General features: G+C 40.5%; 13 protein-coding genes and 1 pseudogene. 4 read left to right on the top strand and 10 right to left on the bottom strand.

Features of this window, described 5'->3' with window-relative positions:
- Positions 1 to 243: 243 nt before the first annotated feature.
- Positions 244 to 1,170 (top strand): MBL fold metallo-hydrolase, encoded by a 927-nt coding sequence (locus NSQ23_RS07225; protein WP_004890221.1) that lies wholly within the window; start codon positions 244 to 246, stop codon positions 1,168 to 1,170.
- Between the two features lie 25 nt (positions 1,171 to 1,195).
- On the opposite strand, the gene NSQ23_RS07220 is transcribed toward NSQ23_RS07225, so the two are convergent.
- Positions 1,196 to 2,962, bottom strand: coding sequence for an ABC transporter transmembrane domain-containing protein (locus tag NSQ23_RS07220; protein ID WP_004890217.1), 1,767 nt, complete (start codon positions 2,960 to 2,962; stop codon positions 1,196 to 1,198).
- Complete coding sequence (locus NSQ23_RS07215) at positions 2,959 to 4,713, bottom strand: ABC transporter transmembrane domain-containing protein (RefSeq protein WP_004890216.1); 1,755 nt, start codon at positions 4,711 to 4,713, stop codon at positions 2,959 to 2,961. Before NSQ23_RS07215 ends, NSQ23_RS07220 begins: the two co-directional genes overlap by 4 nt.
- 180 nt (positions 4,714 to 4,893) lie before the next feature.
- Here NSQ23_RS07215 and NSQ23_RS07210 point away from each other — a divergent pair.
- Together NSQ23_RS07210 and NSQ23_RS07205 are read left to right on the top strand one after the other, a co-directional pair.
- Positions 4,894 to 5,101, top strand: a pseudogene (locus NSQ23_RS07210) (FAD-dependent oxidoreductase); the annotation flags it as partial.
- Between the two features lie 104 nt (positions 5,102 to 5,205).
- Positions 5,206 to 5,742: a hypothetical protein gene (locus NSQ23_RS07205; protein ID WP_339174032.1), complete on the top strand. Its 537-nt coding sequence runs from the start codon at positions 5,206 to 5,208 to the stop codon at positions 5,740 to 5,742.
- A gap of 30 nt (positions 5,743 to 5,772) precedes the next feature.
- On the opposite strand, the gene NSQ23_RS07200 is transcribed toward NSQ23_RS07205, so the two are convergent.
- Positions 5,773 to 6,639, bottom strand: coding sequence for an S-Ena type endospore appendage (locus NSQ23_RS07200; protein ID WP_230456182.1), 867 nt, complete (start codon positions 6,637 to 6,639; stop codon positions 5,773 to 5,775).
- 192 nt (positions 6,640 to 6,831) lie between these two features.
- Between NSQ23_RS07200 and NSQ23_RS07195 the strand changes: the two genes are divergently transcribed.
- Positions 6,832 to 7,173 carry an S-Ena type endospore appendage gene (locus NSQ23_RS07195; RefSeq protein ID WP_064220808.1) on the top strand — a complete coding sequence of 114 codons (342 nt, stop codon included), beginning with the start codon at positions 6,832 to 6,834 and terminating at the stop codon, positions 7,171 to 7,173.
- A gap of 34 nt (positions 7,174 to 7,207) precedes the next feature.
- Here the strand turns inward: NSQ23_RS07195 and NSQ23_RS07190 are convergent, their stop codons facing one another.
- The 7 genes from NSQ23_RS07190 to NSQ23_RS07160 form a co-directional block, all read right to left on the bottom strand.
- Positions 7,208 to 7,642, bottom strand: a complete 435-nt coding sequence (locus NSQ23_RS07190) for a DnaA N-terminal domain-containing protein (RefSeq protein WP_339174028.1) — start codon at positions 7,640 to 7,642, stop codon at positions 7,208 to 7,210.
- Positions 7,643 to 7,694: 52 nt separating this feature from the next.
- The gene (locus NSQ23_RS07185; RefSeq protein WP_004890203.1) at positions 7,695 to 7,940 is read right to left on the bottom strand and encodes a DUF1450 domain-containing protein; all 246 of its coding nucleotides are present in this window, start codon (positions 7,938 to 7,940) and stop codon (positions 7,695 to 7,697) included.
- A 79-nt stretch (positions 7,941 to 8,019) separates the two neighbouring features.
- Complete coding sequence (locus tag NSQ23_RS07180; RefSeq protein WP_339174025.1) at positions 8,020 to 8,532, bottom strand: hypothetical protein; 513 nt, start codon at positions 8,530 to 8,532, stop codon at positions 8,020 to 8,022.
- 4 nt (positions 8,533 to 8,536) lie between these two features.
- Positions 8,537 to 9,658: an o-succinylbenzoate synthase gene (gene menC, locus NSQ23_RS07175; RefSeq protein WP_339174023.1), complete on the bottom strand. Its 1,122-nt coding sequence runs from the start codon at positions 9,656 to 9,658 to the stop codon at positions 8,537 to 8,539.
- Positions 9,659 to 9,821: 163 nt separating this feature from the next.
- Complete coding sequence (locus tag NSQ23_RS07170; RefSeq protein WP_339174021.1) at positions 9,822 to 10,721, bottom strand: DMT family transporter; 900 nt, start codon at positions 10,719 to 10,721, stop codon at positions 9,822 to 9,824.
- An 89-nt stretch (positions 10,722 to 10,810) separates the two neighbouring features.
- Positions 10,811 to 12,034 (bottom strand): MFS transporter, encoded by a 1,224-nt coding sequence (locus tag NSQ23_RS07165; protein WP_339174018.1) that lies wholly within the window; start codon positions 12,032 to 12,034, stop codon positions 10,811 to 10,813.
- A gap of 101 nt (positions 12,035 to 12,135) precedes the next feature.
- Positions 12,136 to 12,432 (bottom strand): rhodanese-like domain-containing protein, encoded by a 297-nt coding sequence (locus tag NSQ23_RS07160; protein ID WP_339174017.1) that lies wholly within the window; start codon positions 12,430 to 12,432, stop codon positions 12,136 to 12,138.
- Positions 12,433 to 12,436 lie beyond the last annotated feature (4 nt).

Below are 12,436 nucleotides of genomic sequence, written 5' to 3'. Positions count from 1 at the left end.
TATGTACACAATAAAAAATATGACTCCCCTTACTAAAATATCTCTTAACAAATATAGAAAGCTCTTGCCTTTCATTTTCACCAGCAAGCCTTTCTTTTGATAAAATAGATAGTGACAAAAATCGAACATAGATATATTTTTTATTAATACGAACAAAAAACAATGAAATTATGTTATATAACAATAAAGGATTATATATAGAATGTAATACTTGAAAGAAACACCCATATCGGAGGAGAAAAAATGAGAAAGCGATATGAAAATTTAGGTGGCGTCCCAACAACGAAATCGTTTGCTGACTTGCGGAAATGGTATGCGGAAAGAAGACAAAAAAAGAAAGATTGGTCATATACTTTGCCTTGCGAACATATTCAACCTTCGTTGCTACATACAAATACGGGGCAAACGCTACTCACATGGATAGGGCATGCGACATTCATTATTCAAATAAACGGATTGACGATTGTTACAGATCCAGTTTGGGCAAAACGATTAGGAACGATCCGCAGACTAACGGAGCCCGCTCTGTCGATTGACGATCTACCTCCCGTTGACGTCATATTAATTTCTCATAGTCACTACGATCACCTACATTTTGCGAGCATTAAAAAACTGAAAGGAAACCCACTCATTCTTGTACCGAGCGGGTTGCGTTCATCCTTTCTGAAAAGAGGGTTCGAGCATGTTGTGGAATGCAATTGGTGGGACACCGTTGTCGAACGAGATGTTTCATTCACATTCGTTCCTGCACAACATTGGTCGAAACGAACGTTATTTGATACAAATACGTCCCATTGGGGTGGATGGGTGATTGAAGCAAAAGATAAACCGACGTTTTATTTTGCAGGGGATAGCGGATATTTTCATGGATTTCGCGATATTGGGGAACGTTTCCATATCGATTACGCTTTATTGCCGATTGGTGCATATGAACCCGAGTGGTTTATGGGGCCTCAACACGTTACCCCTGAAGAAGCCATTCAAGCATTTGTCGATTGCCGGGCGAAAACATTTATTCCGATGCATTATGGCACATTCCCGCTAGCTGATGATACACCAAAAGAAGCGTTAGATCGCCTTTATGCTGAATGGAAACGTCGCAACTTTCCGAACGAACAACTACGTGTGCTGAAATTAGGCGAAATCGTACATTGTGAAACCGCCACATAAAGCGTGGCGGTTCAGACTTATTCTCTTATATACATATATCTTCCGTTACCCCATTTTGCAATACGTACATGCGATAATACAATCCTCGTTTTGCAAGCAATTGCTGATGAGTGCCACGCTCGACAATCTCCCCTTGATGCAAGACAAGAATTTGATCTGCATCCTGAATGGTTGATAAGCGATGGGCGATGGCAATCGTTGTTCGCCCTTTTCTCATCTTTTCAAGCGCTTGTTGAATTGCTTCTTCTGTTTCTGTATCAATGTTTGCGGTCGCTTCATCAAGCACTAATATTTTTGGGTTCATCGCAATTGTACGAGCAAACGCAATGAGCTGACGCTGGCCGCTTGAGAACGTCGTCCCTCTCTCTGTCACGGGATGATCATACCCTTTTGGCAACTTTTCAATAAACGCATGAGCTTGAACGAATTTGGCAGCTTGCTCAATATGTTCATCCGTCAAATGTTGATGATGGAGCCGAATGTTATCTCGTACCGTCCCATAAAACAAAAATGGGTCTTGAAGCACAAGGCCGATATGTTTCCGCAACTCTCTCTTTGGATACTCTTTAATCGAATGACCATCAATCAAAATATCACCACGTTCAAACTCATAAAAACGCATGAGCAGTTGAATAATTGAGCTTTTTCCGCTTCCGGTATGACCGACAAGCGCGACGGTCTCCCCAGGCCGAGCAATAAACGAAATGTTTTTTAGCACATCCCGTTTTCCATCATAACTAAACGATACGTTACGAAATTCAACCGTCCCTTTTTCAATCACGAGCGGTTTTTCAGCTTGTTTCGGTTCTTCTTCTTGTTCATCTAACAATTGAAATACACGTGAGGAAGCAACGAGCGCTTGTTGAAACATCGATAGCCGCATCATCATTTGGTTAATCGGTTCAAAAAAACGCTCTAAATAATTGACAAAAGCATATAACACTCCAATTTCAACTGGACTTTGAAAAGAAGAAATACCGAAGTAACTTAACACAACAATGAGCGAAAACACATAAACTAAGTCTGTTGCTGGACGAAGCAATAAACTATCTAGTTTAATATTTTTCATCGCTGCCGTATAATGTTTTTCATTAATGACTCCGAATTGCTCTTTCATCCGCTTTTGTTGACGGAACGCTTGAATGATCGCCATTCCTTGAAGTGACTCATTTAATTTCGCATTGAGTTGACTTAAATATTCTCGTAAATCGCTATAAAACACCGAACTGTACTTCCGATACGTACGGATAATAAAATAAATGGTCGGTAAAATGACTAAACAAAAAGCAGCTAATCGGACATCAAGCAAAAACATTGCGACAAACACGCCGACTAAGAAAAAAGCACTTTGAATAAACGTGACAAGCACTTCAACAAACATTTCTTTAATGGCTTCTGTATCATTTGTCACTCGTGAAACGATGCTTCCAGCTGGCGTGCGATCAAAGTAACGCATTCCTAATGATTGCACTTTCGCAAACACGTCGATGCGCAATTGTTGAATGATTTTTAATGCAATCTCTTGGAACTTTAATAATTGAAAATAAGAAAGAAACACTTTTCCGATATGAATCATGATATACGCTGTCGCTAGTCCGATCATTGCTCGAAGCGGAAATGTCATCTGCGCTAAATAATCGTCAATAAAAATTTTTACAATGATCGGACCAAGTACGTCTCCAGCAGTCGTTAACGCTAAAAGAAAAAAAGCGAACAACAACGACTTTCGATGCGGTGCAGTATAGCCCATCAGTCGCATAAACACTTGTCGTTGATTCATATTTGATTTCATTGCGCACCCCCACGTTCCACAAATTGTTCAAGCTGTTGACGAACGTACATATCCCGATACCATCCGTCTTGTGCAACGAGCTCGTCATGCGTGCCACGTTGAACAATTTTTCCATCTTCAAGCACTAAAATGAGATGTGCATGTTGAATGGCACTTAACCGATGTGTCGCAATCATTGTCGTCTTTCCCGCACGATTTTCTTTCAATGACTGCAAAATACGCTCCTCTGTTTGTGCATCTACAGCCGATAGCGAATCATCTAAAATGAGCACTTCTGGATTAAGCAACAGCGCACGAGCAATCGACAACCGTTGTTTTTGTCCTCCAGATAAAGAAACGCCTCTTTCGCCAACGACCGTTTCATATCCTTCTGGAAACTGCATAATATCATCATGCACTTGAGCGAGTTTAGCGACCCGTTCCACTTCTTCTTGACTTGCATCAGGGCGAGCGAACGCAATATTATCTCGGATGGAAGCAGAAAAAAGAAAATGATCTTGCGGGACATAGCCAATCGCTTCACGCAATCGTTCTAATCGATATTGCGTGATCGAATATCCACCAAAATACACGTCTCCATCTATTCCAACAAACTCCCGCAGCAACACTTTTAAAAGCGTTGTCTTTCCGGCTCCTGTTTTCCCGACAATTCCTAACGTTTCCCCTTTCTTTAACGTAAACTGAATGTGTTGCAATATCGGTTCCGTTTCATTCGGATACGTAAAGGAACGAATGTCATATGTGATGTCACCTGTCGGCACTTCATCAAGCAATCCATCGTCTTCTTGTATATCCGATTTTTCACGCAACAATGATGACACCCGATCATACGAAGCCCTACCGCGTTCGACAATATTAAACAACCATCCAAATGCTAACATCGGCCAAATGAGCAGTCCTAAATACATCGTAAAAGAAACGAGCTGTCCAATCGTTAGCTCTCCTTGAACGACAAAACGTGCCCCAAAAACAATCGATAAAAAAAACGACACGCCGACAATGAGCGAAATCGTTGGATCAAACAACGAATCAATGCGAGCAACTGCCATATTTTTTCGAACGACGTCATCAACTTGCGCTCGAAACGATTCAATTTCTTCTTTTTCTTGTCCAAACGTTTTTATTACTTTGATTCCAGCGATGCTTTCTTGTACTTTATCGTTTAAAGCAGAAAATGCCTCTTGCGCATAATGGAACCGTTGATGAAGCAAAGAACCGTAATAGCTTGTTAAATACGCCATAAGCGGCATCGGCAATAAACAAATGAGCGTCAGTTTCCAGCTAATTGTTAACGCCATTGTCGCGATGACAAAGCCCCCAATGCATAATGAGTCAACAAGCGTCAAGACGCCAACACCTGCTGTTTGTTGAATCGCTTGTAAATCATTTGTCGCATGTGCCATTAAATCACCGATGCGGCGATTTTGGTAAAATGACGGCGACATCATCGTAAAGTGCTCATATAGCCGATCGCGCAACAACCGGGCGAGCTTTGCTGCTGAGCCAAAAATCATCGTCCGCCAAACGTAACGACAACCGTACATACAAAGCGCAACACCTGCAAGCAAACTTAACCACATAATCAGCTTTTCTTTCGTCAGTTCCCCTGCTTTTACAGCATCCACAACGTGCCCAATTACTTTTGGGGGAACAAGCTCAAGCAATGAAACGATCGCAAGTAATATAATGCCGATTATGTACGCTTTTTTTTCTTGTTTAAAAAACCACATTAAATCGAGAAATACTCTCATACACTATCCCTACCTTTTCGTGCTTCGATTGTCGTTTCGTTCTATTTTATCAAATATTCCAAAAATAAGAAAGTTTTTTTGTTATGTTAGTATATAAATAGTGTTACTCTTATCGCATACTTTTACATATGCAGGCCAATCTAAAAAAGACTAAAACGAATAAAAAAGGTGGTTGTTGCGATGGATTTACAAACAGGAAAATTATACTGGCCAACGACATTTCCTGATGCCCCCTTCGTATCCACCGCTAGACAACGACATACAATGCGACGTATTAATTGTCGGAGCGGGCAGATCAGGAGCGTTATGTGCTTATTATTTGAGTGAAACGGATTTAGACGTTGTTGTCATCGACAAACGAAAAGCAGGATACGGAAGTACGATGACAAAACTACGCCTTGCTTATGGAATGGCGCAATCCGTTTTTATAGCCGTCCGTCCACACCGTTCCTCTCTCTCATTCATAAGATAAAATAGAGAGGAGGAAACGAAATGAAAAAATGTTGTTGTGCACCTGTGCGTCATAAACCAATACCACCACAGCGCGATGAATGCCCGTGCTGTGTCGAAGGAATGAAAGAGGTGCTAGCACAGCTAAACGGAAAAAAAGTCGATGTTGCCATGCTCGATCAAACAGGGTCAGGGCAAGGAAATAATAATTTTACTGTTAGTGAGATCGTAAATGACTTGATTGTCACCGGTAAGATCCCTGGAAGCGGACAAAATAAACGTTCAGCAGCATTTCCGATTTGTAACGTCGTCGGGGTGAGAGGAAATGTGTTAAAGGATATTCCTCTTCCCGCCATTGACGAAACGTGTGATTGTTGTGGACGTTCAATTACAAGCTTTTTGCAACGTATTCAAGGACAAACGGTAGATGTCGATACACTTGCGACGGGACAGTTTAACAATATACAAAATGTTACAATCGATGCCGTTGGGAAGGGAACCGTGCGTTTGACAACAATGAACAACACATGGATCATCAACAGCTGTTTTATTTCGGGCATATTTGGCTTTACGCGATAAGAGAGCTTCGCTTGACGCGTCGCTCTCTTTTTATATCGGACAACTGGGTATGTGATGTGGTGGGCATATGTCGACTTGTTGTTCGACGCGCGGCGTGCATGTTGTTCCTTCAATTTCAATTTTGACACGTCCGAGCGATTGAATATGTTGACAAAGATGAACAGAAATGAGTATTTGCGGGCACGTTGTTGAAAGAAGCGCTGCTTTACAGTCAGCAACAACCGTTTCACAAACGATATCCGTCTCTGGCGGGGCACATAATAATACGTCCTCGATCGTTGCTAGTGAAATCGGTTTTGTTTTCCATACCGTCCCATCTTTTCGTGTACATTGTAATACAATAAATGTTTCAACGAGAACATATATTTTTTGCAATGCAACTTTCTTTCCGTTTGGCAACGTGACATGCACCGTCTGGCGTTCATCAAGCACACGACAAGTCATCTGTTCTGGCACAATCGGCTGACCGCACGCATCGGTCAATATACAACGAATATGTTCACAATCGTCAAGACGATCGAGCTGTTGATGAAGTTGAATGCATACACGTCCGACGCACGTGCCATTTCCTTTACATTCAACATGCACATCGCGCAAATGTGACATCGTCAATGAACGGGATTCCCCTTCTTGTAATGAACATACGATTTCTCCGTTAATCAAAACGTCCATTTGTCGTCCGCACCCTTGTTCATAATATACAACCGTCACCGTTCCAAACGCATGCACATGTTCTTCCGCTGACCATACGATCGTTTTTTCCTCGCATGGCGCGCAAATGTTAACACAAATATTATGCTCGACAATCGGCTCGGTCAACGTCTCTCTTTTCGTTAATTTTATCGAACGCGAAACCCAATCAAACACTTTTTCCACATGAATACAATGCTTCTCCACCTGCCACTCCCTCCTTTTCATTCGATATATCATACTATGTGTCGATATACATTCGTGCATAGACGTACGATGAAAAAATGTAATAAAAAATAGGTACGAAACATAGGACAACATCCTACACACTTTTTTGTTTGCTGCATTGTATATAAGGGAGGATTATTCTTCCATAAAAAACAAAAAGGAGCGGATATAATGAGCTGTGGCGGATGTTGTCCAGACCGTCCAATCGCGACGGATGAAGTTTGTCAAAACTGGGAGTTTCGTTGCGACAGTACAGATCGTACGATTTGGGAAGCAGATGGGGATGTCATTAAACCATTTGGAACCGTAACGGTATTAGTGGAAAATAGTTGTGATGGTGTCGAAGTACATGTGAACGATACATTAATTGCTACGTTAACAGAAGGACAATCGTTTTCTAAAACATTTAATAGTTTGAAAAAAGTATCAATTACATGTCTTAAACCCGACGGATCAACTGGTTCTATTTGCTGTGGAAAGTTATGTATGACTGTGCATTATAAAAAATGTTAATGAATGAAGGTGTTCCGTTAGTTGGAACACCTTTTTAGTGAATATACGTTTTCGATACTGGTTGTTCCTCAGCAGATAGTAACCGTTCAAGAAAATCGGTGCGCTCTTGTAGTTGAGCGACTTCTTTTTTTATTTCTTCCATTTGTCGTTCGACTTTCGTTACACGCGCTTCGAGGTTCCACGTTTGTTTTTCGAGGGCGATCATGTAGTTCCACATGCGCATAAATTGTTCGTCAGACAGCTCATGAGGCGCCTCTAACTGAATAATCATTCGCTTCCTGTAAACTTTTTCAATCGCTTGTTCAATGTGAGGCATATACAACGCTTGTATCCAATTTTTTTGCAGTGGGTTTGTACAATGAATGATGACTTTATCGTCTTCCATCGTCGCTGTCGTTCCTTCAATCCATGTTTCAAAAGCAAGTGAGGACATCACGCGAGATAAAACGTTTTTCACTTCTGACCACATTGTTTTCCCCCCTTTCACACATGAAATTAAACAAAAATAAAAAAATTCCTGCTTATTTTTTTCGAAACGCCCACCATTGTTTTGTCACTTCATAAGAAATGCGATCATACAATTCATCCGTTGTTGTCGCTTTAACGACTTCGCCATCGATTAGGACAAACGGGCAATGTTTGCATGTTTTACATTTACCAACGCAATCCTTTCGTTTTATTTTGACATGTTTGAATGTTTGTTTTAGAAACATATATAACGTTTTTGTTGCAAACTTATTTTTCTTGCAAAAGTGCACTTTTTTCATTTCGTCACACTCCAAGTATGATAACTATAATCATTTTCATTTCTATCATACTTTGAATGTTTGCTTCCTTCAATGATTTTTACTTGGCATATTGTTGTAAATGCTCAAGCGAACGAATGATGTACGGAATCATCTGCAATAAATCGTCGACATGACTTTCGTTAATCATGCGTTCGAAATCAATCGTCACTTGATGAGTATATCGTTCATGTTTTGGGTATGTATACGTGAACGTTTGTATAACTGTGCGCTGTTCCCCCCAAATGTGCTTTAGCATCTGTTCTACAGCTTGGCCATCGACATGTGTAGCCGAAAAAGAAAACGAAACGGTCATCGTGCATCCGGCCTGCGAGATTTCTTCATATAACAATTCGTTTGCAATATGTTGAAGCGTCATCGCGAGAGAAATAGTGCACGTCACTTTACGCGCATGCCGCAATTGAAAAGAAAGCGCATATGCGCGCGTAAATTTCGCTAAATCAATGATGTCTGAGCGATCAACAACTGTTACGAGTTCATCTGTTACATCTAAATCATAAACGGCTCCTTCTACGACCGTTTTTAAATTGTCGAAAATCGTTGGGTCAAACATATGCTCATCCTCTCGATTTTTTATATATTTTTGAGCGAACGATACGCCGCTCGACTTCTGTCAGATTAACGGTGTAACCGATTCCAATCTGTTGCCGAACGAAAATTCGTCCATTGTCAACGGTTACTTTCGGATCAATGAAATCCCGTTCCCAATAATTTGCTGATGCCGCTGTATCCCCCGGGAGAGAAAAATGAGGGAGAGTTGCTAAAGCAATGCTATGGGCTCGTCCGACTCCGCCTTCTAACATACCACCACACCATACAGGAATATGATGTTGTTGACATAAATCATGAATGCGTTTCGCTTCTGTCAGTCCACCGACCCGACCAATTTTTATATTGATCACTCGGCAACTTTTTAACTCAATCGCCCTTTTCGCATCTTCATACGAACAAATGCTTTCATCTAAACAAATCGGCGTTTTTAATTTCGCTTGTAGTTTTGCATGATCGACAATATCATCTACAGCAAGAGGTTGTTCAATCATCAGTAACTCATAGTCATCAAGCGCTTTCAGGCGGTCGATATCCCGTAGCGAGTAAGCGGAGTTTGCATCTACCATGAGCGGAACGTCTGGAAAATGATGACGAATCTCTCGAACAACATTTACATCCCATTCGGGCTTAATTTTTATTTTTATACGTTGGTATCCTTCCGCAAGCGCCTGTTCGATCCGTTTTAATATATTTGTTATCGGTTGAATGCCAATGCTGACGCCGACTTTCACTTCTTTTTTTTCACCGCCGAGCGCAGAGCTTAACGACACCCCATGTCGTTTCGCAAACGCATCCCAAACGGCTCCTTCAAGCGCTGCTTTTGCCATGTAATTGCGGCGAACAATCGAAAATCGGTCACGCAATTCGTCAGGATGATAAACGGGTGCTTGAAAAAGAAGCGGAATTAAAAACGTTTCGAGCATATGCCACATCGTCTCAATCGTTTCTTCTGTATACCACGGAGCAGAAAACGCGACACCTTCTCCCCAGCCACACACACCGTCTTCATCAACGACTTCAACTAATAAAACTGGACGCGTTTTCATCGTCCCAAAACTTGTCGTAAACGGTGATTTTAATTCCATTTGTAAGTATCGTAAAATAACTGTATGTATTTGCACAAACATCCCTCCGAAACAATTATACAATAAATGAAAAAAGCTGACCGAGAAAACGATCAGCCTTTTATCTAACTTGTTTTCCGTTTTCGGCTAGCAATATCAATCCAAACCGCTAAAATTAAAATGCTTGACGCTTGGCGTCTCCTTTGACTAGCATGTATATATTTTTTCACGACGGAGACGCCATTTTTTGTTTTCCTAAAAGAATCACTGTCGCAATAATGAGTAAGCTTCCAACCGTTTGAAAAAAGCCGAACGATACGTGTAAAAATAAAACGGACGCAACAATAGCTGACAAAGGCTCTACACTAGATAAAATGCTCGATTCTGTCGGAGATAAATGCCGAATGCTCTCAACAAACAGTAAAAAAGCCAACAATGTGCCACATATGACAATAAAAGAAATAACAATCATTGTTTGAAAATCAAGTGTTACAAACGGAGCAAAGAGCGAATCGACAGCTGGGATGATAGTCACTCCTCCGATCACCATTGCCCAGCCAACAATGATAAGAGAATTCCACTTTTTTAATAATTTAGCTGAACAAATCGTATAAAACGCAAGAAGCACTCCCGATACAACCCCCCATAAAAACGCGGGAAAAGAAATGCTTAGCGCCCCTATTTTTCCATTTGTTAACAACAAAAATGTACCGCAAATCGCTAGCATAAGAGCACCCCAAATCGAAACAGATGGATGTTTCCGCTCACGAATAAAAAAATATAATACGATGTAAATGGGCGCTAAATATTGCAATAACGTTGCAGCCGCAGCATTGCCATATGCAATAGACAAAAAATACGTATATTGCACCCCGAGCATGCCAACGAAACTAAATAAAATGAGCAACAACCGGCTATTTCGCTCACGCCAAATGTGGAACAGAGGAACACCTCGAAACGATGCAAAAGCTAATAGACAAATTCCTGAGATCATCATCCTCACACAAACAAGCCATTCCGTCCCTACATGTTTTTGTTGGAACACCCATTGTGCCGCTGTGCCAGAAAGCCCCCACATCGTCGCAGCAATGATTACCATCCATAATCCTTTTGTACGCGCTGACATGCGCCTCAACCTTTCACTATTTGTTAGTTCCCATTATAAACAAACGAAAAATTTTGTAAATACAAATATTTCTTTATTAGAAAATAAATTTACATTTTTTCGTGGTCCTTAATAAAAATTTGTGCCCTTTCGCCTTTTAACACAGCTTCTTTTTTACGAAACATCGTGTACACAATTAATAACAACGATAAAACACCAAACAAGACAACCATATATTCTAGTCCGATCGTATCTAATAAAAATCCCGTAGCTAACAATACGACTTGGAACGTCACACGATCAAACATATTTTTAAATGAAAAAAAGCGACCGTGATACAATTTCGGAACGCTCGTTTGAAAAATCGTCGCGATCATCGGAAAAAAACAACCGACGCATATGCCAAACAATCCAAATGAAACGAGCGAAACCCATTTGACATGAGCGAAATATAAAGATAATTGTGTAAAAGCAATAAAACATGTTAATCCATACATCCATTTTACGTATGTTTGTTCACGAGCGATATATTTAATGAGGAAGGCCCCAAATAAAAAACCAACGCCTTCAATCGTATATAACCACCCTTTAATCGAAGGGTCATTTTGTAATTCACTAATATTAATAACCATCAAATTGAATCCCCCAATAAACAACTGCGGTACAATCGTTAAAACAACAGCCGTATAAACAACAGGCAATACGCGAATGATCGGGAATATGTCTGTAAATCGTTGTTTTTCTTTTGTATAACTGCTTATGTCTCTCTTTTCTTCTTTTATATCAATAAAAAAAGTAAGTAAAAATAATAAACTGTATGCGACTATTGCGCCAATATATAACGTTTGCAAACTTGTAATCATAAGGAGAGCACCACCAAAGGCGGTACCAGAAATTCGTGATAGCGCTGAAATATTCATATGCATCCCATTGATCGTCATGAGTTGTTTCTCATCCCGCACGACAAGTGGGATGATTGCTTGCAACGTCGGGAAATAGAAAGCAGCTGCGACTTGAATGGAGATCATAAAACATATCATGAGAAAAATAGATTCATATTTTAATGCAAACAGCATAAAAATAACGCTACATACACGACCGATTCCGGCGTATAAAAGAATACGTTTTTTTGCATATGTATCAATCCACTTCCCCGCGATTGGACTAACAATCACACTAGCAAGCAATCCCGAAAATAAAATAAGCGACTTTACAAAGTCAGATGGGACATGCTTTTGCATGAATTCTAAGTTTCCGATAATCCCAAGCCATAAACCAATCCCAGCAATAAACTCACCAATAAAAATAAGAATGACATTTTTATCTTTCCACATATGTATTCCTCTTCATTCCTTTCTATCTTCCAATACATGTATTTTATTGTACAATAAAACGATGCCAATGCATAAAAAATAAGACTGGCATACCACCAGTCTTATTCCACGTCTCCTTCCCAATTCATCATGCCGCCTACCATGTTTTTTACATGGAAGCCGCGTTCAGATAGCCATTCGCACGCTAATGCACTTCGACCGCCAGAATGACAAACGACGATATACGTTTTGTTTGGATTTAGTTCGTTTAAACGAGCAAATAGTTGCCCGAGCGGAATATGGCGCGCATTTGGAATTTTTCCTGCCGCCACTTCATGCACTTCCCGAACATCCAGAACTTCGACATTTGCTTCATGACGTAGCGTATCCGCTTGTGTCGGTAAAATGTTTTCAAACATACCT

The organism is Anoxybacillus sp. FSL W8-1294, from assembly GCF_037965005.1.
Lineage (GTDB): Bacteria > Bacillota > Bacilli > Bacillales > Anoxybacillaceae > Anoxybacillus > Anoxybacillus flavithermus_G.
The sequence above is the reverse complement of the archived record's forward strand: the minus strand, read 5'-3'. Positions and strand labels throughout refer to the sequence as shown.

Coding starts and splice junctions, on each gene's coding strand:
- NSQ23_RS07195 (WP_064220808.1), top strand. CDS start 6,832: ATGAGCTGTGGCGGATGTTGTCCAGACCGTCCAATCGCGACGGATGAA.
- NSQ23_RS07220 (WP_004890217.1), bottom strand. CDS start 2,962: ATGAAATCAAATATGAATCAACGACAAGTGTTTATGCGACTGATGGGC.
- NSQ23_RS07180 (WP_339174025.1), bottom strand. CDS start 8,532: ATGTTTGACCCAACGATTTTCGACAATTTAAAAACGGTCGTAGAAGGA.
- NSQ23_RS07205 (WP_339174032.1), top strand. CDS start 5,206: ATGAAAAAATGTTGTTGTGCACCTGTGCGTCATAAACCAATACCACCA.
- NSQ23_RS07165 (WP_339174018.1), bottom strand. CDS start 12,034: ATGTGGAAAGATAAAAATGTCATTCTTATTTTTATTGGTGAGTTTATT.
- NSQ23_RS07160 (WP_339174017.1), bottom strand. CDS start 12,432: ATGTTTGAAAACATTTTACCGACACAAGCGGATACGCTACGTCATGAA.
- NSQ23_RS07170 (WP_339174021.1), bottom strand. CDS start 10,721: ATGTCAGCGCGTACAAAAGGATTATGGATGGTAATCATTGCTGCGACG.
- NSQ23_RS07185 (WP_004890203.1), bottom strand. CDS start 7,940: ATGAAAAAAGTGCACTTTTGCAAGAAAAATAAGTTTGCAACAAAAACG.
- NSQ23_RS07190 (WP_339174028.1), bottom strand. CDS start 7,642: ATGTGGTCAGAAGTGAAAAACGTTTTATCTCGCGTGATGTCCTCACTT.
- NSQ23_RS07225 (WP_004890221.1), top strand. CDS start 244: ATGAGAAAGCGATATGAAAATTTAGGTGGCGTCCCAACAACGAAATCG.
- menC (WP_339174023.1), bottom strand. CDS start 9,658: ATGTTTGTGCAAATACATACAGTTATTTTACGATACTTACAAATGGAA.
- NSQ23_RS07215 (WP_004890216.1), bottom strand. CDS start 4,713: ATGAGAGTATTTCTCGATTTAATGTGGTTTTTTAAACAAGAAAAAAAA.